The sequence below is a fragment of the Streptomyces sp. MMG1533 genome (assembly GCF_001279775.1).
Lineage (GTDB): Bacteria > Actinomycetota > Actinomycetes > Streptomycetales > Streptomycetaceae > Streptomyces.
The window spans coordinates 1-22,638 of record NZ_LGDG01000263.1 but is presented as its reverse complement, the minus strand read 5'-3'; the positions used below and the strand labels follow the sequence as shown (position 1 = coordinate 22,638).

The following is a 22,638-nucleotide window of genomic DNA, read 5'->3' as shown; positions in this document are numbered from 1 at the left end:
CCCCGCCACCGACCGAAAGGCCATCTGTGTCCCCGACGCCCGTCCGCATCACCGCGGTCGACACCTACGACATCCGTTTCCCCACCTCGCGCGAGCTCGACGGCTCCGACGCGATGAACCCGGACCCCGACTACTCGGCCGCGTACGTCGTGCTGCGCACCGACGCCGAGGACGGGCCGGAGGGGCACGGTTTCAGCTTCACCATCGGGCGGGGCAACGAGGTCCAGGTCGCCGCGATCCACGCGCTGCGCCACCATGTGGTCGGACGGTCCGTGGACGAGGTGTGCGCCGACCCGGGGTCGCTCTTCCGGGACCTGATCGGGGACAGTCAGCTGCGCTGGCTCGGCCCCGAGAAGGGCGTGATGCACATGGCGATCGGCGCGGTCACCAACGCCGTGTGGGACCTGGCCGCCAAGCGCGCCGACAAGCCGCTGTGGCGGCTGCTCGCCGAGGCCGACCCCGAGTGGCTGGTCGGCCAGATCGACTTCCGCTACCTCACCGACGCGCTCACCCCCGCACAGGCCCTGGAACTCCTGCGCAAGGGCCGGGAGGGCGCCGCCGAACGCACCACGGACCTCCTCGCCAGAGGCTTCCCCGCCTACACCACCTCCCCGGGCTGGCTCGGCTACGACGACGAGAAACTCACCCGGCTCGCAGCCGAGGCCGTCGCCGACGGCTTCCGGCAGATCAAGCTGAAGGTCGGCGCCGACCTCGACGACGACGTACGGCGCTGCCGCGTCGCCCGCCAGGTCGTCGGCCCCGGCATCCGCGTGGCGATCGACGCCAACCAGCGCTGGGACGTCGACGAGGCGATCCGCTGGACGAAGGCGCTCGCCGAGTTCGACCCGTACTGGATCGAGGAGCCCACCAGCCCCGACGACGTCCTCGGCCACGCGGCGATCCGCAAGGCGGTGGCCCCGGTCAAGGTCGCCACCGGCGAGCACGTGCAGAACCGGGTCGTCTTCAAGCAGCTCCTCCAGGCCGGCGCCGTCGACGTCGTCCAGATCGACGCGGCCCGCGTCGCCGGCGTCAACGAGAACCTCGCGATCCTGCTCCTCGCGGCCAAGTTCGGCGTCCCGGTCTGCCCGCACGCGGGCGGTGTCGGCCTGTGCGAACTCGTCCAGCACCTCTCGATGTTCGACTACGTGGCCCTGTCCGGCACCACCGAGGACCGGGTCATCGAGTACGTCGACCATCTGCACGACCACTTCCTCGACCCGGTGGTGATCCGCGAGGGTCACTACACGGCACCCACGACGCCGGGCTTCTCGGCCGCGATGCGGCCCGAGTCGATCGCGCGGTACACATTCCCCGACGGCGCCTTCTGGGTGGCCGACCTCAAGGGCTCAGACACGAAGGGACAGGCGGCATGAGCGACTTCGAGGGCCTCAAGGCCCTGGTGACCGGCGGCGCCTCCGGCCTCGGCCGGGCCACCGCGGAACTCCTGGCCGCGCGCGGCGCCCAGGTCGCCGTACTCGACCTCGATCCGTCGTCGGTCGAGAAGCCGCTGCTCGCCTACCGGGCCGACGTCACCGACGACGCCTCCGTACGGCAGGCCGTGGCCGCGGCCGTCGCCGACCTCGGCGGACTCGACGTCCTGGTCAACAACGCGGGCATCGGCGCTCAGGGAACCGTCGAGGACAACGACGACGAGGAGTGGCACCGCGTCCTGGACGTCAATGTCGTCGGCATGGTCCGCGTCGCCCGCGCCGCCCTGCCCCACCTGCGGGAATCCGCGCACGCCGCGATCGTCAACACCTCGTCCATCGCGGCCACCGCGGGTCTGCCGCAGCGGGTGCTGTACAGCGCCACCAAGGGCGCCGTGTACTCCCTCACCCTCGCCATGGCCGCCGACCACGTCCGCGAGGGCATCCGCGTCAACTGCGTCAACCCTGGCACGGCGGACACCCCGTGGATCGGTCGCCTGCTGTCCAAGGCCCCCGACCCGGCCGCCGAACGCGCCGCCCTGGAGGCCCGCCAGCCCACCGGCCGCCTCGTCAGCGCCGACGAGGTCGCGGGTGCGATCGCCTACCTGGCGAGCCCGCTGTCCGGCGCCACCACGGGCACCTCACTCGCCGTCGACGGCGGCATGCAGGGCCTGCGCCTTCGGCCGGTGGGCCGGTGAACACGCTGGGCCGAAGCGGCGTCGAGGTCAGCGCGCTCGCCTTCGGTGCCGCCGCGATCGGCAACCTCTTCACCGAGGTCGGCGAGGAACAGGCGCACGAGGCGGTGAGCGCCGCCTGGCAGCGGGGCGTCCGCTACTTCGACACCGCCCCGCACTACGGCATCGGCCTGTCCGAACGCCGGCTCGGCGCGGCCCTGCGCGAGCATCCCCGCGCGCAGTACACGGTCTCGACGAAGGTGGGCCGTCGTCTGGAACCGTGGTCCGCGGACGGTGACGATCTCGCCAACGGCTTCGCGGTCCCCGCCACGCACCGCCGCGTGTGGGACTTCACCGCCGACGGCGTACGGCGCACCCTGGAGGCCGGCCTGGAGCGGCTCGGCCTCGACCGCGTGGACGTCGTCTACCTCCACGACCCCGACGACCACGCCGAACAGGCTTTCCGGGAGGGCTATCCGGCCCTGGAGAAACTCCGCTCGGAGGGTGTGGTCGGCGCGATCGGCGCGGGCATGAACCAGTCCGAGTTGCTCACCCGTTTCGTCCGCGACACGGACGTCGACGTGGTGCTGTGCGCCGGCCGCTACACCCTGCTCGACCAGGACGCCCTCACCGAGCTGCTCCCGGCGGCCGTGGAACGCGGCACGTCCGTCGTCATCGGCGGCGCCTTCAACTCCGGCCTGCTGGCGGACCCGAGGCCGGGAGCCACGTACAACTACGCCCAGGCACCCGCCGAGGTGCTGGACCGCGCCCTGCGCCTGAAGTCCGTCGCCGACCGGCACGGCACCACCCTGCGGGCCGCGGCGCTGGCCTTCTGCGCCGCCCATCCGGCCGTCGCGAGCGTTCTCGTCGGCGTCCGTTCGGCAGCCGAAGTCCACGACTGCGCCGACCAGTTCGCGGCCATCGTCCCCACCGCCTTCTGGCAGGAGGCGCGTGACACCGGCCTCCTTCCCGCCGACGCCCCCGTTCCCGCCGAGGAGCCGTCATGAGAGTCGCCCTGCACACCAAGGTCCGCGCCGACCGGATCGACGAGTACGAGGCCGCCCACCGCGAGGTCCCGGTCGAACTCACCGACGCGATCCGCGCCGCCGGTGCCACCTCCTGGACGATCTGGCGCAGCGGCACCGACCTCTTCCACGTCCTGGAGTGCGCGGACTACGCCCGCCTCCTCGCGGAGCTGGAGAAACTGCCGGTCAACGTCGCCTGGCAGGCCCGCATGGGCGAGCTGCTGGACGTGGCGCACGACTACTCCGGTGAGGGCGCGGACGCGGGGCTGCCCGTGGTGTGGGAGCTGCCGTGACCGTGGACGCGCACCACCACGTATGGGACCTGTCCGTACGGGACCAGGACTGGATCGAGGAACACAGCCCGCTCAGGCGGGACTTCACTCTCGCGGATCTCGTACCCGAGGCCCATGCGGCCGGGGTCGACCGCACCGTCCTCGTCCAGACCGTCACCGTGCCCGGGGAGACCCCGGAGTTCCTGGCCCTCGCGGCACGGCACGATCTGGTCGCGGGAGTCGTCGGCTGGATCGACCTCACCCGCCCCGACGCCGCCGACGAGCTGGCCAGGCTGCGGGAACTCCCAGGCGGGCGGTACCTCAAGGGCATCCGGCACCAGGTCCAGGGCGAGCCGGACCCGGAGTGGCTGCTGCGGGCGGACGTACGACGCGGCCTGACCGCCGTGGCCGAAGCGGGGCTGGTCCACGACCTGGTCGTGCTGCCCCACCAGCTCCCGGCCTGCGCCAAGGCGGCGGCCTCCCTGCCCGAACTCACCTTCGTCCTGGACCACTTGGGCAAACCACCCATCGCCTCCGGCGCCCTGGAACCCTGGGCTTCCGACGCCCGCGCCCTCGCCGCCCTGCCCAACACGGTCTGCAAGCTGTCCGGCATGGTCACCGAGGCCGACCCCGGCTCCTGGACCGTCGAGGACCTGCGACCGTACGCCGACACGGTGCTGGACGCCTTCGGCCCCGACCGGCTGATGTTCGGCTCGGACTGGCCGGTGTGCACGACGGAGGCGACGTACGGCGAAGTGCTGGACCTCGCACGGCAGTTGATCGGAGCGGAGGACCACGCCCAGGTCTTCGAGACCACCGCCATCCGCGTCTACGACCTCTGAGCCACCCCCGCAAGCCGCGTCGGCGGCAGGTACTCCCGCACGTACGTCCGCTCCCAGCACGCGCCCGTCTCCCGCAGCTCACGCCAGGTCGTGTACCGGTACCGGAAGAGGCGGGCACGGATGTAGCGGGGCGGGGCGTCGGGCGGGAAGGGGGAGCGGCGCAGCAGCTTCAGCGTGTCGCGGTCGTTCTCCAGGAGCCGTTCCACCATGGTGCCGAACCAGGATCCGGCGTACGCCGGTGACAGCGCGGCGAACCACATCATCCAGTCGAGGCGCAGATGGTACGGCGCGAACTGGCGAGGCCAGTGCCGGGGATCGCCCGGCTTGCCCTTGAACTCGTACTCACGCCAGTCGGAGTCCTCGCGCGGTACGTCGTCGTCCGTGCCCTCGACGACCACCTCGTAGCGAACCCGGCTGACGCTCCCGAAGGCGCCGTAGGTGTTGACCAGGTGCAGCGGGTCGAAGGAACGGTTCATGACCTGGCGGCGGGAGAGCATGTTGCGGACCGGGTGGTAACTGAGCCCGACGAGCAGCGCGGCGACCGTGAGGACGAGCGCCTCGTACCAGAGCGGGGTGGCGGGCAGCGACGGCGGATCGGCCGGGAACTCCACCGCCGACAGGGCCAGCACGATGGTGATCCAGTTCAGCCACGAGAAGTTGCCCGACAGCACCAGCCACAGCTGGGTGAGGATCATCAGCGAGGCCGCCGCCGTGGCGACCGGTTGTGGGGTGAAGAGCAAGAAGGGCACCACGAGTTGGGTGACGTGGTTGGCGGCCACCTCCACCCGGTGCAGGGGCCTGGGCAGATGGTGGAAGAACCAGCTCAGCGGGCCTGGCATCGGCTGGGTCTCGTGGTGGTGGTCGAGGCAGGTCAGCTTCCGCCAGCACTCGTCGCCGCGCATCTTGATCAGGCCCGCCCCGAACTCGACGCGGAACAGGATCCAGCGCAGCAGGAACAGCACCACGACCGGCGGGTCCACCTCGTCGTTGCCGAGGAAGACGGCGAGGAAGCCGACCTCCAGCAGCAGGGACTCCCAGCCGAAGCCGTACCAGGTCTGGCCGACGTTCACGATCGACAGGTACAGCACCCACGGCACCAGCCACAGCAGCATCCCGGCCCACAGCGGGACTCGTGAGTCGAGTCCCGCGACGAGTGCCGCCGACACCGCGCAGCCCGTCCACGCGCAGGCCGCGAAGAACCGGTCCGAGTACCGGAGTTGGAAGAGGCTAGGGGCGTGCTTGAACGGCATCCGCTCGACGAAGCGCGGGACGGGCAGCATGCCGCGCTCGCCGATCAGCGCACGGAACTGCAGGGCCGCCGTCAGGAACGCCACGAGGTACAGGACGGCCAGAGCCCGCTGGAAGACCAGCCGGCTCATCCAGTACTCGGATGCGGTGAACCAATCCACGGCCGTGCGCTCCTCCTCTCCATTCTCGCGCCGGACCCCGGGTAACTCTCCGTGTACCTCGGTCTCCGCTTGCGTAACCCAAGTGAGTGAAGCAGACAATTGTGGCAACTGCGGTGCCCCCGACGGCGGCGCCGCACGGGATGGACGGGATGGACGGGAGAGTGTGGTGCGCATACCCACCGGAACGCTCGTCGCGGCCTGCGCGCTCTCGGCGGCGCTGCTCGTCGCCGGCTGCGGCGGCGACGGGGACAGGGACACGAAGGCGAGCGGGGAACTCTTCCTCCAGCCGGTCGTGGACCAGGGGCCCGATCCCTTCACGGACTCCACGGCGACCTCGACGGCCGCACCGCCCCCGATCACCCGAACGCCGCAACCGGGCCGGTCGGGGCCGACCGCCGTACGGCCGGTGTCCGGCGGGACGCCCGGGCTCTACGGCGGCGCCGAGCGGGTCGGCAGCTGCGACGTCGACCTGCAGATCGATCACCTGACCGCCGACCGGGCGAAGGCCCGCGCCTTCGCTCAGGTCGAGGGCATCTCCCAGGCGGCGATCCCGGCCTATCTGCGCGGATTGGCCCCGGTCGCGCTGCGCGCCGACACGCGGGTCACCAACCACGGCTACAGCGCCGGGCGGGTGACCAGTTACCAGTCGGTCCTCCAGGCCGGCACCGCCGTCCTCGTCGACAACCGGGGCGTCCCACGCGTCCGCTGCGCCTGCGGCAACCCGCTGCAGCCGCCGGTGGCGACGCACGCAAGCGCGGGCGCCGGCGGGCGCCCCTGGGCCGGATACCGGCCCGACCGGGTGATCGTGGTGGCCCCGACCACCCAGGTCATCACCGACATCACGATCATCGGCGTCGCCAACAACACCTGGATCGAGCGGCGTATCGGCCACGACGTCCGCCACGACCGTGTCGTGCCCGTGCCGGACCCGCTGACGCCGACCCCCGGCAAGAGCTCCTTCAGTGCCTCGCCGGGCGAGGGCAGCGCGTCCCCCGACGACGAGAGCAGGTCCGCGAGCTCCTCCCCGGAGACGACCGACTGCGCGACCCCGACCGTCACCGTCACACCGGGCGCCGACGACGACGTACCGGCCGAGGCGCCGACGGGCGTACCGACAGGCGTACCGACAGGCGTACCGACGGGCGAACCGACGGACACGTCCACGGCCCCCTCTCCGGCCCCCTCAGCAGCCCCCTCCACGACACCGTCCACGAACGAGGCCGCGCACTGCCCCGCGGCCACCGTCGCGGCCACGCCCCCGACGGGCGAGCCGGAGCGCCCGCTCGTCCCGTCGGACGGCACGGGCGTGCCCGATTCCGGGACGACGGCCCCGGAGGTGCCGACCTTCGGGGATCCCACGGCCGAGGGCTCCGGCACCTTCCGCGACTCCCCGGACGAGCTCGGCCCCGAGACCGTGCCGGACACCCCCGACGTGCCCGACGGCGGCGGCCTGATCCCCGATGATCCGGCCGGTACTGACAGTGTCTTCGGCAGCCCCACCGACCTCTTCGACAGCTGACGGCAGTGACCGAGAGGCCTGCCTCCCGGTCGAAGAATCCGACAAATCCTGGCAAGGTGGCCCCATGGTTGATCGGGGAGCGAGCGCCCTGTCACTCCCGGACGACTGGCCCGCCCACCCGGATCCGATCCTGGCGCTCAACCGCATGGGCAGTTTCGACTGGGACCTGGACAACGGTCTGTTCCACATGGACGCCCAGGCCCACGAGGTCTTCGACCTGCGCCCCGACGAGTACGACGGCTACCCGACGACCCTCGGTATCCGGATCCCGCAGGCCGAGGGCCACCGGCTGGACGCCCTGGTCTCCAAGGCCATGAAGGACGGCAGCGAGAACTACGGCGCCTACTTCCGCATCCGCCGCCGCGACGGCACCCTGCGCTGGACCCACACCCAGGGCTACATCCGGCGCGACGAGACGGGCCGCCCGCGCCGGATCATCGGCATCGTCCGGGACGCCACCCAGGAACTCAGAGACAGCGAGGTCCGCCGCGAGCAGGCCGCCCTGGACGCGGCCCTGCGCGAACAGACCAACGTCGTGCAGCTCACCACCGCCGCCCTCGCCCATGCCCGCACCGTCCAGGACGTCATCGACGTGCTCAAGGACACCCACGGCCTCACCCACCTGGGTGCCACCAGCCTGGTCTTCGGCCTGGTCGAGGCCGACCGCATCCGGCTGGTCGCCGAGGGCCCCGCGGGCAGCTTCGTCCCCGGCACCGACGTCACCCGGATCGACGAGCCCTACCCGATGAGCGAGGCCGTCCGGACTCTCAGCCCGCGCTTCATCGAGTCACCGGAGGAGTTCGCGGACCGGTACCCGATCCTCTGGCCGCACATCACCGACCTGAACATCACCTCGGCGGCCTACCTCCCGCTCATCGTCGAGGCCCGCCCGATCGGCGCCATGGGCCTGCTCTACAGCGACCGGCACGGCTTCTCGCCGGAGGACCGCAACGTCCTGGTCGCGCTCGGCAGCAGCATCGCGCAGAGCCTCATGCGCGCCATGCTCTACGAGCAGGACATGGACCTCGCCACCGGGCTCCAGCAGGCCATGCTGCCGCGCACCATCCCCAGCGTCCCCGGCGCCGACATCGCCGTCCGCTATCGCGCCGGCAATGCCGCGGGCTCCCTCGGCCGGGACATCGGCGGCGACTGGTACGACGTCATCCCGCTGCCGGGCGGCCGTGTCGGTGCCGTCATCGGGGACGTCCAGGGCCACGACACGCACGCCGCCGCCGTCATGGGCCAGCTGCGCATCGTCCTCAGGGCGTACGCCGCCGAGGGGCACAACCCGGCGACGGTGATGGCCCGGGCCTCCGTCTTCCTCCACGAACTCGACACCGACCGCTTCGCGACCTGCCTGTACGCGGAGGCCGACCTGTCCACCGGCGTGGTCCAGGTGGTCCGGGCCGGCCACATCGACCCTCTCGTCCGCCGCCCCGACGGCGGCTGCCGCCGTGTCTCCGTGGAGGGCGGACTTCCGCTCGGCCTGTCCGCCGAGTTCGGGCGCCTCGAATACCCCGTCGCCACCCTCGAACTGGACCCCGGCCACACCCTGCTGCTGTGCACCGACGGCCTGGTCGAACGGCCCGGCGCCGACCTCGACGACGGTATGCAGATCCTGACGTCCCTCATCGCCACCGGCCCGGACGACGTCCGCGCCCTCGCCGACCGCCTGATCGACGTGGCCGAGGTACGCGCCGGCGACGACGACGTCGCCCTGCTCCTGCTGCGCCGCCGCGGCCTGGATGTTCCCCGGTCCGGGGCCCGGCTCCTGCAGCATGTGGCACCCGGCGACTCCAAGGCCCTCACCGAGGCCCGGCACATGATCCGCGCCGCGGTCGGCGCCTGGGGCGCCGGGCAGCTCTCCGACGAGATCGAACTCGCCGCCGACGAACTGATCACCAACGCCCTGATGCACACCGAGGGCTCCGCGATCGTCACCCTGCGGGTGCTCACCGGCAGCGACCGCCGTCTGCGCGTCGAGGTGGAGGACTCCTCCAGCGCCCTGCCGCGCCGTCGGGACGCGGGTGAGTCGGGTGTCTCCGGCCGGGGCCTGCTTCTCGTGGACCTGCTCGCCGACGTGTGGGGCGTGGATGCGCGGGGCGGCGGCAAGTGCGTGTGGTGCGAGTTCGTGGTGCCGGAGCGGACCTGAGCACTCCCGCAACCGGTGGCACTCTGGACGTATGCCGGAACTCCCCGAGGTCGAAGCGCTGAAGGACTTCCTCACCGAGCACCTGGTCGGCCACGAGATCGTCCGGGTGCTGCCCGTGGCGATCAGTGTCCTGAAGACGTACGACCCTCCGCTCACCGCCGTCGAGGGCCGCGAGGTCACCGCCGTGCACCGGCACGGCAAGTTCCTCGACCTGGAGACGGACGGCGGCCCGCACCTGGTGACCCATCTGGCCCGCGCCGGCTGGCTCCACTGGAAGGACAGGCTCCCCGACGGCCCGCCCCGCCCCGGCAAGGGCCCCCTCGCCCTGCGGGTGGCCCTGGAGACCGGCGCGGGCTTCGACCTGACGGAGGCGGGCACCCAAAAGCGCCTCGCGGTGTACGTCGTCCACGAGCCGCAGCAGGTCCCGGGCGTGGCCCGCCTCGGCCCCGACCCGCTCGCCGACGACTTCGACGAGGCCCGCCTCGCCGCCCTGCTCGACGGTGAACGCCGGCAGATCAAGGGAGCCCTGCGCGACCAGAGCCTCATCGCCGGCGTGGGCAACGCCTACAGCGACGAGATCCTGCACGCGGCGAAGATGTCCCCCTTCAAACCGACCTCGAGCCTCACCCCGGAGGAGACGAGCAGACTCTACGAGGCTCTCCGCACGACCCTCACCGAGGCGATCGAGCGCTCCCGGGGCGTAGCGGCCGGCCGCCTCAAGGCCGAGAAGAAGAGCGGCCTACGCGTCCACGGCCGCACCGGCGAACCCTGTCCGGTCTGCGGCGACACCATCCGCGAGGTCTCCTTCAGCGACTCCTCGCTCCAGTACTGCCCGACCTGCCAGACGGGCGGCAGGCCGCTGGCGGACCGAAGGCTGTCGCGGCTGCTCAAGTGACCTGGCCCGGTGCCAGGAGACGCGTCGCACCACCTCGGTGACCCTGGTTCGCGTACGCGCCTACTGGCGGGACCGGAGCGTCACCAGGTGCTCCCCGTCCGCCGTGCGGACCTCGTAGCGGGCGATCTGGTCGGGGTGCATCCACGAGCCGCCGCGCATGGTGTTGGGGCGGGCGTCGTGGCTGGGGACGTCCCAGTTGGTGATCGTCTGTTCGGAGCCGTCGTGGCCGATGGCGATGAGGAGACAGGAGCGGGGGCCGGCGCCGTCCTTGACCTTGAGCTCCACGTCGCTGCCGTAGGCCTCGTCCTCGGTGGTGACCTCGGCCCACACACCCGAGCGTTCGTCGGTCGCGGTGACCCGAGCGGCCCCCTCGGCGCCGCTCGTCATCATCACGACTCCGGAGCCGGCCACCGCGAGCACCACCGACGCGGCCACGACGTACCACAGTCGCCTGCGGCGCGCCCGGTGCCGTGCCGCGACCTCGCCGAGGAGCCGCTCCAGCATCCGGGGACCGGGCTGTGCCGCGGGGTGCACGACGCGCGGTGTCGCCCGTCGGTACAGCATCAACTGCCGGGTCGCGGGCCCGAATTCGGTCACGTGTGCCGCACAGCGGGGGCACTCCATGAGGTGGTCCTCGAAGCGGAACGCGTCCGCCTCGTCCAGCACGCCGAGCGCGTACGCGCCGACGTCGCGATGCCTCTCCAGGGACCTCATGACGAATCCTCGTGCCGTTGGGTGCGGGTGGGGTTACTCCTTGCTCCCACCGGTACGCACCAGGCCGCCGAATCACTCAAGGCGCACACAGAATCGCAACCAACGATTCGGAGCGGCCGGACCCGCGGATTGGTCCGAGTCGAAACGAATCTAAAAAAGGTGGATGGCGAGGTGTCCCAGAGGCAACCCGAGCTGCCAGGCAGGCGTCCATACCTTGGGCCCTTCGTCCTCACCGATCACCGGACCGCCTCCCGGCACCGCGTTCAGATCGGGCGCGAGCAGCTCGGTCTCCTCCAGCCAGCGCCAGGCCGCCCGGGCCAGATCGAGGTCGGGGGAGGGGCCGCCGGCGACGACCGCGTCGGCGGCGAGCGCGGTCATCCGCTCGTCCACCCAGTCCTGCCACGGCTGGTCGTACGCCGTCAGCGACAGCCAGTTGTCCAGCTGGGAGACGACCTGGATGCCGGACAGTTCACCGTCGGTGTCGGACAGGAAGATGGTCAGGGCGAGGGCGTCCCGCCCGGCTCGGAACTCGAACGACGTCGGCGGCATCAGATCCCCGGACCGCAGTAGCTCGTCGGCGATGTATTCGGCGTACAACCACGCCATGGGGACGGTGAGTTCGCCGCCACCGGCGCCGTCCGTGCTCTCTTGACCTCTGTGCAGCATTCCTTCCTGCCTTCCTCCGGTGCGTGCGCGTCGCCCGTTGCCGGGCCCCAGTGCGGAACACGGATGAGGACAGCCGATTACTCAACCGGGGTCAGGGGCAAGGCGCTTTACGGAGGTTTGACTCGGCCATGGGTTTCACCGCAGGTCGGCCGCATATCCGGGAAGCACCCGGCGCAGGGCGCGCAGCGCGTAGTACGCGCGGGACTTCACGGTACCGGGCGGAATCCCGAGGATTTCCGCGGCCTCCGCCACACTCGCCCCCTGGAAGTACACCAGCACCAGGACTTCACGGTGCTCCGGAGTGAGTGTCTTCACAGCCTCGCGCACATCGAGGGTGGCGGCCGCCCGCTCGGCGTGGTCGCCGCACACCCGGGCGTTCTCCAGGATCGCGTCGCCGACCTCCGGGGGCCGCGCCTGCCGGGCCCGCCGCGCGTCTATCGCGAGTCGCCGTCCCACGGTCAGCAGCCACGGCCGTACGGACTCGAAGTCGTCGGCGCGCAGGGCCTCGGGATGCTGCCAGGCGCGGACGAGGGTCTCCTGCACGAGGTCCTCGGCGCGTTGCCGGTCGCCGTCGCAGAGCCGGAGCAAGAGCGCGAAAAGGGGCCGGCCGTGCTCCCGCTGCAGTGCGGCGAGCTCGTGCTCGGCGGTCGTCCCGTTTCTGAGAGTGGTTCCGGCCGTCATGGCCGTATGGCACAACAGGGGGCCGTTTCTGGACAGGGCGGGCGCACATGTCTGCGGCGGACGGTCGATCGCGTCGACGAACGGTTCGACGAACGGTCCGCATCCGGCCGTTCGCGCGCTCCGGACGGGCTAAAGAGGGCGAAAAGGTTGTTTGCGGGCGTCTCCAGCATCATACCTATTTGTGAGTAAATATGATCACAGTGGGGTGAACTGATGATTGCACGCAGACGGCAGGTGGCCCTGGCCCTCACGGCCCTCCTCGCCGCGGGCGCCGCCTGTCAGGCCCAGGACCAGGGGGCGCCCGCCCGGCCGGGACATCCCGCGCCGACCAAGGACAAGGGCTTCACGCTCGTCGCCTCCGGCGACGTCCTCCCGCACAGCTCCATCATCGACCGCGCCCGCTTCGACTCGGGCGGCACCGGCTACGACTTCCGTCCGATGCTCGCCGGCGTCGAGCCGCTCGTCTCCCGCGCCGATCTGGCGCTGTGTCACATGGAGACCGTCTACGGCGAGAACGGCGACTACACCGGCTACCCCACGTTCAAGTCCCCGCCCGAAGTGGCCACGGGCCTCGCCGCCACCGGCTACGACGGCTGCTCCACCGCCTCCAACCACAGCCTCGACGACGGGGCCGACGGCATCCGCCGCACCCTGGACGCCCTCGACCGTGTGGGCGTGGGCCACGCCGGTTCGGCGCGCACCGAGGCCGAGGCGCGCACGGTCACGGTGCTGCGCGCGGGTCCCGCGAAGGTCGCGCACCTCGCCTACACGTACGACACGAACGGGTTCCCGCTCCCGCAGGGGCAGCCCTGGGCCGTCAACCTGATCGACGAGAACAAGATCGTCGCGGACGCCCGGGCGGCCCGGGCCGCGGGCGCCGACGTCGTCGTCGTGTCCATGCACTGGGGCACCGAATGGCAGGACGAGCCCGACGAGCGCCAACTCTCCCTGGCCGGCGCACTCACGGCCGCCCGCACCGGCGGCCGCCCCGACATCGACCTGATCCTCGGCACCCATGCGCACGTCCCGCAGGCGTACGAAAAGGTCAACGGCACCTGGGTGATCTACGGCATGGGCGACCAGATCGCGGGCGAGATGTTCAACCACCAGGGCGCACAGGACCCGCGCGGCAACCAGTCCACCGTCGGCCGCTTCACGTTCGCCCCGCCCGCCGGGCCGGGGGAGCGCTGGCGGGTGACGAAGGCGGAGTTCGTGCCGCAGGTGTTCGACGTCGACGCCGGCCGGGTGGTGAACCTCAACCAGGCGCTCGCCCATGGCGCCGAGATGCGCGGGGTGCGCGACCGGATCCGGGACGTGGTGCTGAGCCGGGGTGCGGCGAAGGACGGGCTGGTGATGGGGAAGTAGTCCGGGTCAGTCGATGTCCACGTGGTCGAAGGTGCGCACCATCTCGGTCGGCACCCGCACGCCCGCCCGCACCTCGGCGCCGGTCAGATCGCCGCCCACCTGCCGGTTGAGGGTGTGTTCCCGCGCCAGGACGGCGGTGACGGTGGCCACCGAGCCGTTCCGCCGGGCCGATGACCTCGCCGCCCTGCTGCGCCACCTCGACGCGGGACCCGCGGTCCTCGTCGGCCTGTCGATGGGCGGGGTGATCGCCACCGACACGGTGCTGGAGTACCCGGAGCTCGTCCGCGCGGTGGTCACCTGCGGGGGCCGCGACCGGCGACGTCCGGTACACGGATCCCCGGAACCGGGAGATCCGGGCCGAGTTCGCGCGCACGCTGGGCGCCGGTGACATCGAGGGCCGGCTCACGGCCTATGGGGCGCGGCGTGCACGGTCGGCACCGGACCGCCGACGACATCGACCAGGACATCCTGCGCCGCTTGCGGGAGATGGCCCTCCACTCAACGAGATGCTTCTCGACTTCCTCCGCACCCTCTGAAAAGATCACGCTCCCGAGCGTGGTCGGGCGGGGTGGGTTGAGGGGGAACCGATGAGCGGGCGTGAGTTGTGGGCGAGCCTGGCGAGCCTGGCGGGCCTGGCGGCGATCGTCACGTACGTGGTGTCGCTGTTCTTCGGGCATCCGACGTGGCTGCTGCTCGTCGTGGTGGCGGTGATGGCCGTGAGCGCCCCGGTCGTCTGGGTCGAGCAGAAGAAGCGCGGATATCGCTGACCCGCGGCGCGAGCCGGAGCACCAGGCCTGCCGCCACCGGCCGCCACGGGGCGGGCCGCCCGGCTACGGCACCACCGTCACCGGCCACCGCCCGGCCTTCACCAGCCGCACCGCCACCGAGCCGATGATCCGGTGGCCGGCCTGCTCGGAGGCGCCCACCACCACCGCGTCCGCCTTGAGGTCGTCCGCCGCCTTCACCAGGCCGTTGTAGGGGTCGCCGCGGAAGGTGTGGAACTCCCAGCGCACATCGAATATCCCCTTGGTCCGCTCCGTCGCCTCCCGGATCTGCGCCACCAGGTCCTCGGCGATCTCGTCGGTCGTGTCGGCGACCGGCGCCCCGAGCGCCGCGCCCGCCGCGAGCATCGGCTGCACGTACACGACCGCGAGCAGCGCGTGCTGGCGCCGGGCCAGCCCGCCGGCATATGCCGCGGCGCGGAGCGAGGAGTCGGAGCCGTCCACGCCGACCACGATGACCTTCGGGCCGTCCGTGCCCCGCTCGAACCGGTGAGAGTGCGAGTGCGAGTGCTGCTGTTCCGTCACGGCTGCGAGGCTATCGGAAACCGCAGGTCCTGCCCTCGCCCGGGACTTCTCGACGGGCGAGGAGGCCGGGCTGTTCCTACAGTCGGAACATGAGTGCCACCATGGAGGACGCTCCGGCGAAGGACATCAGGGCCCCGATGCGGCCGCCCGGAGCCGGCTACCTCAGCAGGGTGCCGGAGGGATGCGCCGCTTTCTTCGGTGCCCTCGGACTGCTCTGTGTGCTCCTCGCCCTCGTCCCGCCCCTTCGCACCCTGCTCCGCCCGGTCGTCCGGTTCCTCGACCAACTGGTCGTCCCGGTCAGCGCCAATCTCGCCTACGCCGTCTTCCTGTTCCTGCTGGCCGCCGCGACCGCCGCCCGCAAGAAGGTCGCCTGGTGGCTGGTGGTCGTCTACCTCGGCCTGCTGATCCTGGCCGACGTCCTCGGCGTCGCGGTGGGCCTGTACGGCGACTCGATCCCGTCCCTCGTCGTGTGCGCCCTAGCGCTGGCCCTGCTGATCGTGGCCCGGCGGGAGTTCTACGCCGCCTCGCGCCGGGCCGCCGTACGACGGGCGCTCGCCGTCCTGTTCGTCGGGCTGGCGGTCGGGATCCTGGCCGGCTGGGGACTGGTCGAGGTCTTCCCGGGCACCCTGCCGCGCGGCCAGCGTCTCGCGTGGGCGGCCGACCGGGTCTGCGGCGGTCTGGTCTCCGGCGGTTCCTACGACGGCCGCCCGCCCCGCCCCCTGTTCTTCCTGCTCGGCCTGTTCGGTGCCCTCGCCCTGCTCAGCGCCTGCGCCACGCTCTTCCGCTCGCAGCGCATGGAGGCCGCCCTGCACGGCGACGAGGAGGCCCGCATCCGCGCCCTCCTCAAGCGGTACGGCGACCGGGACTCCCTCGGCTACTTCGCCACCCGCCGAGACAAGGCCGTCGTCTTCTCGCCCAGCGGCAAGGCCGCCGTCACCTACCGCGTCGAGGCCGGCGTGTGCCTCGCCGGCGGCGACCCCGTCGGCGACCGGGAAGCCTGGCCGCACGCCATCGCCACGTGGCTGGACGTCGCCCGCCGGCACGCCTGGGCGCCCGCCGCGATGGGCGCCTCCGAAGACGGCGCCACGGCCTTCGCCCGTGCCGGCCTCGGCGCCCTCCAACTCGGCGACGAGGCCATCCTGCACGTGCCCGACTTCGACCTGAACGGCCGCGAGATGCGCGTGACCCGGCAGGCCGTGCACCGGGTCCGCCGCACCGGCGCCACCTGTCGCGTCCGCCGCCACTCCGCCCTCACCGACGAGGAGATGGAGGCGGTCGTCGCGAAGGCCGACGCCTGGCGCGACACCGAGACCGAACGCGGCTTCTCCATGGCGCTCGACCGCCTCGGCGACCCCGCCGACGGCGACTGCCTCCTTGTCGAAGCCCTCGGCCAGGACGGCCACCTCCTCGCCCTGCTCTCCTTCGTGCCCTGGGGCAGGGACGGCGTCTCCCTCGACCTGATGCGCCGTGACCGCGGCGCCCCCAACGGCGTCATGGAGTTCATGGTCGCCGAACTGTGCGCGTCGGCACCCAAACTGGGCGTGCGCCGGATCTCCCTCAACTTCGCCGTCTTCCGCTCGGTCTTCGAGGAGGGCGCCCGAATCGGCGCCGGACCGGTGCTCAGACTCTGGCGGCGCCTGCTCCTGTTCTTCTCCAGGTGGTGGCAGCTGGAGGCCCTCTACCGCTCCAACGCCAAGTACCGCCCCGCCTGGTACCCGCGCTTCATCTGCTACGGCGAGACCGGCGCCCTCGCCCGCATCGGCCTGGCCTCCGGAATCGCCGAAGGCTTCGTCTCCGTGCCGTCGTTGCGCAAACTCTGGGGAAAAGGGCACCCGAAGGGCGGGCAGCGGCCGGCCACCACCGAAGGGCTGCCGTCGCTCTCGGCGCTCGGCCTCGACGGAGGGGACGAGGCCGGGGCCGAACCGGATGCGGACCTGCCCGAACAGGTCCGCATCCGGCACCGCACCCTCGACCGGCTGCGCGCCGAAGGCATCGACCCCTACCCGGTGGGCGTCCCGGCCCGCACCCACGCCCTCGCCGACGTCCGCGAAGGCGAGCGGGTCACCGTCGCGGGGCGGATCATGCGGGTGCGCGACTTCGGCGGCATCGTCTTCGTCACGCTGCGCGACTGGTCCGGGGATCACCAACTGGCCCTCACGCGCGACGGCCTGGACCGCTTCAGGACCGACACCGACATCGGCGACCACATCACTGCCACGGGCCCGGCGGGAGTGAGCGACAAGGGCGAACCCACCGTCTTCGTCACCTCGTGGCAGCTCCTCGGCAAGTGCCTGCGCCCGCTGCCCGACAAGCGCCGGGGCCTGACCGATCCCGAGGCCAAGGTCCGCATGCGCTACCTCGACCTGGTCGCGAGCCCCGACGCCCGCGAGGTGGTCCGTGCCCGCTCCACCGCCGTACAGGCCCTGCGCCAGGGCCTCCTGGAGCGCGGCTACCTGGAGGTCGAGACGCCGATGCTCCAGCAGATCCACGGCGGCGCCAACGCCCGCCCCTTCACCACCCACATCAACGCCTACGACCTCGACCTCTACCTGCGCATCGCCCCCGAGCTGTACCTGAAGCGGCTGTGCGTCGGCGGCCTGGAGAAGGTCTTCGAGATGGGCCGCACCTTCCGCAACGAGGGCGTCTCCTACAAGCACAACCCCGAGTTCACGATGCTGGAGGCCTACCAGGCGTACGCCGACTACGACGTGATGCTCGACCTCACCCGAGACCTCATCCAGGGCGCCGCCACCGCAGCCCTCGGCTCGCCCGTGGCCCGCAAGGACGGCAAGGAGTACGACATCTCGGGGCCGTGGCCGGTCAGGACGGTCCACGGCGCGATCTCCGAGGCACTGGGGGAGGAGGTCGACGCCGACACCGACCTACCGGCCCTGCACCGGCTGTGCGACCGCGCCGGAGTGCCGTACACCGCCGACGACGGGCGCGGGGACGTCGTCCTGGAGATGTACGAGCGGCTGGTGGAGGAGCGGACCCAGCTGCCGACCTTCTACAAGGACTTCCCGACCGACGTCTCCCCGCTCACCCGCCAGCACCGCACCGACCCGCGGCTCGCCGAACGCTGGGACCTCGTCGCCTTCGGTACCGAACTCGGCACCGCCTACTCCGAGCTCACCGACCCCGTCGAACAGCGCCGCCGCCTCACCGCCCAGTCCCTCCTGGCCGCCGGGGGAGACCCGGAGGCGATGGAACTGGACGAGGACTTCCTCGACACTCTCGAATACGCCATGCCGCCCACCGGCGGCCTGGGCATCGGCGTCGACCGACTGATCATGTTCCTCACAGGCCTGACGATCCGCGAAACGCTGCCGTTCCCGCTGGTGCGCCGCCGCTGACGGTGTGCTCCCCGGGACGGGTGAGGCCGCGTTCACCGCGAATGGGCCGGGCGGGTGGAATCGTGCCGCCGCCCCGGTGTTGCTGCGGTGCGCCGGGTCCGCCTTGGGCGACTGATGAGTCATGACGAAGGATCAGTTGCTCACACGGCTGTTCACACGGCGCCGGGCGTTGCTCGCCGGTGCCGCGGTCTGCGGCGCGGCCGGCACGGCCGGAGTGCTGGCGGCGGTCAACGGCGAAGAGCCGGTACGGCGCGCCCTCCCCGCTTCCGGCCCCCGGGCGCGCCACGCACTCAAGCCCTCCGCCTACCGCCTCCAGCCCCTGACCGGATACGGCCCGCCACGGACCGCGCCCGGCCGGACCCTGGTACGGCGCGAGCCGTTCCTGCGCGTGTCCGGACGCGGCAGCTCCATGGTGCTGACCTTCGACGACGGGCCCGACCGCCGCTTCACCCCCGACATCCTGGACACCCTGGCGAAGTACGACGTCCGCGCGATGTTCTTCGTGTGCGGGGCGATGGCGGCCGGCAACCGGGACCTGCTGTCCCGCATGGCCGACGAGGGGCACGTCGTCGGCAACCACACCTGGTCCCACCCGATGCTCACCCGCCTGAGCCGCGGGCGGATCCGCTCGGAGATGGAACGTACCTGCGACGTCATCGAGGAGGCGTACGGCGAGCGGCCCCTGTGGTTCCGCGCACCCTACGGAGCCTGGAACCGCGCCGCCTTCCAACTCGGCGCCGAACTCGGAATGGAACCGCTGGCCTGGACCGTCGACAGCCTCGACTGGACCACCCCCGGCACCCGGACCATCGTCGGGCGCGTGGAGAACGGCGCCGCCCCCGGTGTCGTGGTGCTCTCGCACGACGCCGGGGGCGACCGCACCCAGAGTGTCCGGGCGCTGCATGAATATCTGCCACAACTGCTCGATTCCGGTTACCACATCACCGTCCCGCGACGGCAGCACACATAACCGGAATACGCCGCCCGCCCGGTCGGAGATCGCTCAGCGGACCTCGACCAGGCGGGCGAATGCGACGACGTTTCCGTCGTAACCGCTCTGCTTGGAGAAACCGCCCCCGCAGGTGATGACCCGCAATTCGGGGCTGCCCTTGGAACCGTAGACACGGTCGCCGGGGAAGTCGTTCTTCGCGAAGACCTCGATGCCGTAGATCTCGAACACGGCCGTCTTTCCGTCCTTGCGCGCGACCTCGACGCCACTGCCCTTCTTCAGGGCCCCCAGTCCGTAGAACACGGCGGGCCCCTGTTGGTTGTCGACGTGGCCGACGACGACCGCGGTGCCCTTCTCGCCGGGGGAGACACCGCCGGTGAACCAGCCGGCCAGGTTCGGGTCCTCCGGCGGCGGCGCGGCCACCCAGCCGTCCGCGTCCAGGCCCACCGGAATGACCGGCGCGTCCACCTGGATCGCAGGGAGCCTGACCCGGTCGGGCAGGGAGTAGGGGAGGGGATCGGGTGCCCTGGCGCCGTCGGGAAGGCGACTGTCCGCCGCGGCCGCCGACGCGGGCTGCGGCGGCCCGACGTCGAACTCTCCCGAGCCATTGCGAATGAGCGCGAGGCCGGTCAGCAGAACAAGCGCTATCACGCCCCAGGGAGCGCGCTTCTTCCGCCGCTCCGCCTCTTCGGCCAGTTCGGCCAGCTCGGACGCAGACATTCGACTTCCCCTCTCGACGCGGCCGTCGCCACGTCTGTTCGCGCATACGAGAACGCTAAGTCCCGCGCGGGAAACCGGCGACGGGACGGACGCGAACGGGTGGCCCGGACACCTGTGGTGCGCCATCCGAGTTGCCGCGGGCAGGAATTTTCTGACGGTCCGTGACCTGCGGAGATATCCGATTGTGCGCTTATCGCTCGGCGTGTCCTCTCACCAGGACGGACCATTCCCGAAATGCGGCTCCGTGCCAGGCATCTGAGGGTCTGTCTGGGAGGCGTTTTCTCGCCGATCGACCGGGGACGGTTCCCGGGGCGTCTCTCGCGGAGGATCACATGCGTACTACTCGTGCCCTGGCGGTCACCGGCGCCGCCGTCGCCGCTCTCGGGCTCGCCGCCCCCGCGGCCGTCGCTCGGGACGGCATGGGCGTCAGCCCGAGCAACATCGTCGCCCTGCCCAGTGTCATCGCCCGCGGCGGGCAGCTGACCGTCACCGTCGACGACTGCCCCACCGGCGGCACCATGACCTCGGACGCGTTCCCGAGCACCACGCTGACGCCGATCCACGGCGCCAACCAGACGTCGAAGGGCACCGCGACGGTCAACGACAACGCGCGTCCGGGTTCGCACAGCATCACGGTCAACTGCAACGGCCGGACCCTGACGAACCCGGCCGCCTTCACCGTCATCGGCGGTGTCCAGGGCGGTATCGGCGGCGGCAGCTCCACCGGGGCGACCCCGACCGACATCGCCATCGGTGGCGGGCTCGTGGCCGCGGCCGTCGTCGGCGCAGGCGTGTTCTGGATGCGCCGTCGGACCGAGAAGCGGATCTGACGGCCCGAGAGCTTCAAAAACCGGTCTGACCTCCCCCCTTCGGAGACACCGGATCGCACCCGCACGGGCCTTCGCCCCGGTCCCTTCAGGGATCCGGGGCGAAGGCCCGTGCCGTGGTCGGCGCCGTCAGGCGCCGTCCTCGTCGGTGCGGCGACGGGAGAAGTAGTACGCCGCCCCGACCGAACCCGTGATGAGCGCGGCCCCCAGGCCGATCTCCTTGAGGTCGAACCCGGCGAAGCTGCCGCCCTCACCGGCGTGCACACCGCGGTCGGGGGTCAACGGAACCGGCGTCGGCTGGATGGGGCGGCCGCCGGCGATGGTGAGGCTCGCGTTCTGCCAGAAGGTGCCGCAGTGGAACGTCACCTCGTAAATGGCGCCCGGTTTGGCGTCCCAGTCGACCATGGCCGTGGCCGACGTCTGGGTCCTGCGGATGGTGAGGTCGTCGAAGACGCCGGAGGAGACGAACACGTCCTGGTCGCAGCCGGTCGCGCGGAGGGTCACCTGTCCGCCCGCCGCGATGGTCGTGGGTACGACGGCGACCCGGAAGCCGGAGGTCTCGGCGCTCGCCTGGGTGGCGCAGGCGGTGAGGGTCAGGGCGCTCACGCCCAGCAGTGCGGCCGAAGCCACGCGTATCGCGCGCATGATGAATCCTCCGGGTCCCCGAGGAGCAGCTGCGGACCTTTTCCGCTTCGCCGGTAATGCACCTCGATGACCGAAACGCTAGGAACATGTGTGCGTCTCCGCGATCGCAGTCGCGCGAATGGGGCAAGCGTGTGGGCCGCTCAGGGGATCGCGTTCCTGCGGCCGGGGGACAACGGCGGCGTGCCGGGCGTCTCCCGGCCGACTCTGTGGTGGGCACCTGTCAGCGGCGGTACCGGTGGGCGTCGTCAGCGCTTGGCGTCCGGGAAGAGACTCAGGAACGGGTCGGCCGACGCCGTGATGCCCCGGCTGTAGGGCGCGTCGAAGTCCCAGATCAGGAAGAGCAGGAAGGCGATCAGCGCGGAGAACAGCCCGGCGAGGACCAGTTCGCGTGGCGTGCGCCGGATCTGCAGCGCGAAGATCATCCCGATGGTGACCACCCCGCCGCCGATGAGCCCGAACCACACCACGCCCGGCATGGTGGGCGCCGCCGAGTCCGCCCGGGAGTTGCGTGCCTGGTCCGCGGTGGCCATCTGGTCGAGGACCGGCTGGTAGGCCTGGGCCTCGAAGTCGGTCCGCGGCTCGTAGTCGGTGACGTCCGTGCGGACCCGCTCCAGGAGCTCGGTGCCCCGGTCGGTGACCTGACCGGTGTCGGCCATCGACTCCCACTCGGTGTTCACGACGTGTCCGACATAGGCGTTGACATCGTCCCGAATACGGTCACGGACGTCGGTCGGATAGACCCGGACCCGCTCCGAGATCTCGTGCAGGGCCTGCGCCTCCGCCTGGACATGGTCCTGCGCCGCGCTGCGCGCCTCCCAGACACCGGCGATGGCCAGACCCAGGACGATGGCGTACACCACGCCGATCCACATCGTCATGTACTCGATGACGTCCGGCGTCTCGCTGGGGTCCTCGTCCTCGGGCGCCCTGCGGTGCCGTACGAAGGTGATGGCGACCACCACGACGCAGACGGCCAGCATCGCGAGGGTGAGAACAAGCCATTCCGGCAAGGGGTGCCTCCAGGGTCAGCACTAGCGCGGCCGCAGCGCGGCGACGGCGATCACCGCGGGCACGGTGATGAGCAGGACGTAGGTGACCGGCGACGTGGCACCGTGGGCCGGTCGTTTGTGGGGGTGGTGCGCCGTGTACCGCGGATACGTGACCGCGGTGGCGGACGGGCGCGGGGTGGGCTTCGC

General features: G+C 71.5%; 23 protein-coding genes. 14 read left to right on the top strand and 9 right to left on the bottom strand.

What is annotated here, in order from left to right:
- Window positions 1-26: 26 nt before the first annotated feature.
- From ADK57_RS39905 to ADK57_RS39885, 5 genes are read left to right on the top strand one after another with little or no spacing between them, the layout of a single operon-like run.
- Complete coding sequence (locus ADK57_RS39905; protein ID WP_053754622.1) at window positions 27-1,373, top strand: L-fuconate dehydratase; 1,347 nt, start codon at window positions 27-29, stop codon at window positions 1,371-1,373.
- Window positions 1,370-2,125 carry an SDR family NAD(P)-dependent oxidoreductase gene (locus tag ADK57_RS39900; protein WP_053754621.1) on the top strand — a complete coding sequence of 252 codons (756 nt, stop codon included), beginning with the start codon at window positions 1,370-1,372 and terminating at the stop codon, window positions 2,123-2,125. Before ADK57_RS39905 ends, ADK57_RS39900 begins: the two co-directional genes overlap by 4 nt.
- Window positions 2,122-3,108, top strand: coding sequence for an aldo/keto reductase (locus ADK57_RS39895; RefSeq protein WP_053754620.1), 987 nt, complete (start codon window positions 2,122-2,124; stop codon window positions 3,106-3,108). Before ADK57_RS39900 ends, ADK57_RS39895 begins: the two co-directional genes overlap by 4 nt.
- Complete coding sequence (locus ADK57_RS39890) at window positions 3,105-3,419, top strand: L-rhamnose mutarotase (RefSeq protein WP_053754619.1); 315 nt, start codon at window positions 3,105-3,107, stop codon at window positions 3,417-3,419. Before ADK57_RS39895 ends, ADK57_RS39890 begins: the two co-directional genes overlap by 4 nt.
- Window positions 3,416-4,240: an amidohydrolase family protein gene (locus tag ADK57_RS39885; protein WP_053754618.1), complete on the top strand. Its 825-nt coding sequence runs from the start codon at window positions 3,416-3,418 to the stop codon at window positions 4,238-4,240. The genes ADK57_RS39890 and ADK57_RS39885 overlap by 4 nt, the downstream gene beginning before the upstream one ends.
- Here ADK57_RS39885 and ADK57_RS39880 read toward each other — a convergent pair.
- Window positions 4,228-5,649, bottom strand: a complete 1,422-nt coding sequence (locus ADK57_RS39880) for a lipase maturation factor family protein (protein ID WP_053754617.1) — start codon at window positions 5,647-5,649, stop codon at window positions 4,228-4,230. The genes ADK57_RS39885 and ADK57_RS39880 overlap by 13 nt on opposite strands.
- Before the next feature lie 166 nt (window positions 5,650-5,815).
- Between ADK57_RS39880 and ADK57_RS39875 the strand changes: the two genes are divergently transcribed.
- From ADK57_RS39875 to ADK57_RS39865, 3 genes are all read left to right on the top strand, one after another.
- A complete protein-coding gene (locus ADK57_RS39875) occupies window positions 5,816-7,168 on the top strand; it encodes a DUF6777 domain-containing protein (RefSeq protein WP_053754646.1) in 1,353 nt (450 codons plus the stop codon).
- Window positions 7,169-7,232: 64 nt separating this feature from the next.
- On the top strand, window positions 7,233-9,320 hold the full coding sequence (locus tag ADK57_RS39870; RefSeq protein ID WP_053754616.1) for a SpoIIE family protein phosphatase: 2,088 nt from the start codon (window positions 7,233-7,235) through the stop codon (window positions 9,318-9,320).
- 31 nt (window positions 9,321-9,351) lie between these two features.
- Window positions 9,352-10,215, top strand: a complete 864-nt coding sequence (locus ADK57_RS39865) for an Fpg/Nei family DNA glycosylase (protein ID WP_053754615.1) — start codon at window positions 9,352-9,354, stop codon at window positions 10,213-10,215.
- A gap of 60 nt (window positions 10,216-10,275) precedes the next feature.
- Here the strand turns inward: ADK57_RS39865 and ADK57_RS39860 are convergent, their stop codons facing one another.
- The 3 genes from ADK57_RS39860 to ADK57_RS39850 form a co-directional block, all read right to left on the bottom strand.
- Window positions 10,276-10,929: a zf-HC2 domain-containing protein gene (locus ADK57_RS39860; protein ID WP_053754614.1), complete on the bottom strand. Its 654-nt coding sequence runs from the start codon at window positions 10,927-10,929 to the stop codon at window positions 10,276-10,278.
- A 150-nt stretch (window positions 10,930-11,079) separates the two neighbouring features.
- Window positions 11,080-11,595 (bottom strand): hypothetical protein, encoded by a 516-nt coding sequence (locus ADK57_RS39855; protein ID WP_053754613.1) that lies wholly within the window; start codon window positions 11,593-11,595, stop codon window positions 11,080-11,082.
- 135 nt (window positions 11,596-11,730) lie between these two features.
- Window positions 11,731-12,276 carry a sigma-70 family RNA polymerase sigma factor gene (locus tag ADK57_RS39850; RefSeq protein WP_053754612.1) on the bottom strand — a complete coding sequence of 182 codons (546 nt, stop codon included), beginning with the start codon at window positions 12,274-12,276 and terminating at the stop codon, window positions 11,731-11,733.
- 213 nt (window positions 12,277-12,489) lie between these two features.
- On the opposite strand from ADK57_RS39850, the gene ADK57_RS39845 reads away from it, so the two are divergent.
- A complete protein-coding gene (locus ADK57_RS39845; RefSeq protein WP_053754611.1) occupies window positions 12,490-13,641 on the top strand; it encodes a CapA family protein in 1,152 nt (383 codons plus the stop codon).
- A gap of 6 nt (window positions 13,642-13,647) precedes the next feature.
- Here ADK57_RS39845 and ADK57_RS51750 read toward each other — a convergent pair whose 3' ends face one another.
- The gene (locus ADK57_RS51750) at window positions 13,648-13,791 is read right to left on the bottom strand and encodes a hypothetical protein (RefSeq protein WP_324612263.1); all 144 of its coding nucleotides are present in this window, start codon (window positions 13,789-13,791) and stop codon (window positions 13,648-13,650) included.
- On the opposite strand from ADK57_RS51750, the gene ADK57_RS51745 reads away from it, so the two are divergent.
- Window positions 13,784-14,029 (top strand): alpha/beta fold hydrolase, encoded by a 246-nt coding sequence (locus ADK57_RS51745; RefSeq protein ID WP_420711963.1) that lies wholly within the window; start codon window positions 13,784-13,786, stop codon window positions 14,027-14,029. The two genes, ADK57_RS51750 and ADK57_RS51745, sit on opposite strands and share 8 nt — an antisense overlap.
- Before the next feature lie 199 nt (window positions 14,030-14,228).
- The gene (locus ADK57_RS39835; RefSeq protein WP_053754610.1) at window positions 14,229-14,408 is read left to right on the top strand and encodes a hypothetical protein; all 180 of its coding nucleotides are present in this window, start codon (window positions 14,229-14,231) and stop codon (window positions 14,406-14,408) included.
- Between the two features lie 63 nt (window positions 14,409-14,471).
- On the opposite strand, the gene ADK57_RS39830 is transcribed toward ADK57_RS39835, so the two are convergent.
- Window positions 14,472-14,948, bottom strand: coding sequence for a universal stress protein (locus ADK57_RS39830; protein WP_053754609.1), 477 nt, complete (start codon window positions 14,946-14,948; stop codon window positions 14,472-14,474).
- A gap of 89 nt (window positions 14,949-15,037) precedes the next feature.
- On the opposite strand from ADK57_RS39830, the gene lysX reads away from it, so the two are divergent.
- Window positions 15,038-18,301, top strand: a complete 3,264-nt coding sequence (gene lysX / locus ADK57_RS39825) for a bifunctional lysylphosphatidylglycerol synthetase/lysine--tRNA ligase LysX (protein WP_078973589.1) — start codon at window positions 15,038-15,040, stop codon at window positions 18,299-18,301.
- Window positions 18,302-18,422: 121 nt separating this feature from the next.
- Window positions 18,423-19,271 carry a polysaccharide deacetylase family protein gene (locus tag ADK57_RS39820; protein ID WP_053754608.1) on the top strand — a complete coding sequence of 283 codons (849 nt, stop codon included), beginning with the start codon at window positions 18,423-18,425 and terminating at the stop codon, window positions 19,269-19,271.
- A 33-nt stretch (window positions 19,272-19,304) separates the two neighbouring features.
- On the opposite strand, the gene ADK57_RS39815 is transcribed toward ADK57_RS39820, so the two are convergent.
- Complete coding sequence (locus ADK57_RS39815) at window positions 19,305-19,970, bottom strand: class F sortase (RefSeq protein WP_053754607.1); 666 nt, start codon at window positions 19,968-19,970, stop codon at window positions 19,305-19,307.
- 332 nt (window positions 19,971-20,302) lie between these two features.
- On the opposite strand from ADK57_RS39815, the gene ADK57_RS39810 reads away from it, so the two are divergent.
- The gene (locus ADK57_RS39810) at window positions 20,303-20,800 is read left to right on the top strand and encodes a hypothetical protein (protein WP_053754606.1); all 498 of its coding nucleotides are present in this window, start codon (window positions 20,303-20,305) and stop codon (window positions 20,798-20,800) included.
- Between the two features lie 126 nt (window positions 20,801-20,926).
- Here the strand turns inward: ADK57_RS39810 and ADK57_RS39805 are convergent, their stop codons facing one another.
- The gene (locus tag ADK57_RS39805; RefSeq protein ID WP_053754605.1) at window positions 20,927-21,442 is read right to left on the bottom strand and encodes a hypothetical protein; all 516 of its coding nucleotides are present in this window, start codon (window positions 21,440-21,442) and stop codon (window positions 20,927-20,929) included.
- 245 nt (window positions 21,443-21,687) lie between these two features.
- Window positions 21,688-22,452: a DUF4239 domain-containing protein gene (locus ADK57_RS39800; RefSeq protein WP_078973588.1), complete on the bottom strand. Its 765-nt coding sequence runs from the start codon at window positions 22,450-22,452 to the stop codon at window positions 21,688-21,690.
- Window positions 22,453-22,638 lie beyond the last annotated feature (186 nt).

Excerpts from the sequence above, each read along its gene's own strand:
- ADK57_RS39890 (WP_053754619.1), top strand. The coding sequence starts at position 3,105 with ATGAGAGTCGCCCTGCACACCAAGGTCCGCGCCGACCGGATCGACGAG.
- ADK57_RS39805 (WP_053754605.1), bottom strand. The coding sequence starts at position 21,442 with ATGCGCGCGATACGCGTGGCTTCGGCCGCACTGCTGGGCGTGAGCGCC.
- ADK57_RS39860 (WP_053754614.1), bottom strand. The coding sequence starts at position 10,929 with ATGAGGTCCCTGGAGAGGCATCGCGACGTCGGCGCGTACGCGCTCGGC.
- ADK57_RS39810 (WP_053754606.1), top strand. The coding sequence starts at position 20,303 with ATGCGTACTACTCGTGCCCTGGCGGTCACCGGCGCCGCCGTCGCCGCT.
- ADK57_RS39855 (WP_053754613.1), bottom strand. The coding sequence starts at position 11,595 with ATGCTGCACAGAGGTCAAGAGAGCACGGACGGCGCCGGTGGCGGCGAA.
- ADK57_RS39820 (WP_053754608.1), top strand. The coding sequence starts at position 18,423 with ATGACGAAGGATCAGTTGCTCACACGGCTGTTCACACGGCGCCGGGCG.
- lysX (WP_078973589.1), top strand. The coding sequence starts at position 15,038 with ATGAGTGCCACCATGGAGGACGCTCCGGCGAAGGACATCAGGGCCCCG.
- ADK57_RS39815 (WP_053754607.1), bottom strand. The coding sequence starts at position 19,970 with ATGTCTGCGTCCGAGCTGGCCGAACTGGCCGAAGAGGCGGAGCGGCGG.
- ADK57_RS39835 (WP_053754610.1), top strand. The coding sequence starts at position 14,229 with ATGAGCGGGCGTGAGTTGTGGGCGAGCCTGGCGAGCCTGGCGGGCCTG.
- ADK57_RS39900 (WP_053754621.1), top strand. The coding sequence starts at position 1,370 with ATGAGCGACTTCGAGGGCCTCAAGGCCCTGGTGACCGGCGGCGCCTCC.
- ADK57_RS39845 (WP_053754611.1), top strand. The coding sequence starts at position 12,490 with ATGATTGCACGCAGACGGCAGGTGGCCCTGGCCCTCACGGCCCTCCTC.
- ADK57_RS39865 (WP_053754615.1), top strand. The coding sequence starts at position 9,352 with ATGCCGGAACTCCCCGAGGTCGAAGCGCTGAAGGACTTCCTCACCGAG.
- ADK57_RS39870 (WP_053754616.1), top strand. The coding sequence starts at position 7,233 with ATGGTTGATCGGGGAGCGAGCGCCCTGTCACTCCCGGACGACTGGCCC.
- ADK57_RS39850 (WP_053754612.1), bottom strand. The coding sequence starts at position 12,276 with ATGACGGCCGGAACCACTCTCAGAAACGGGACGACCGCCGAGCACGAG.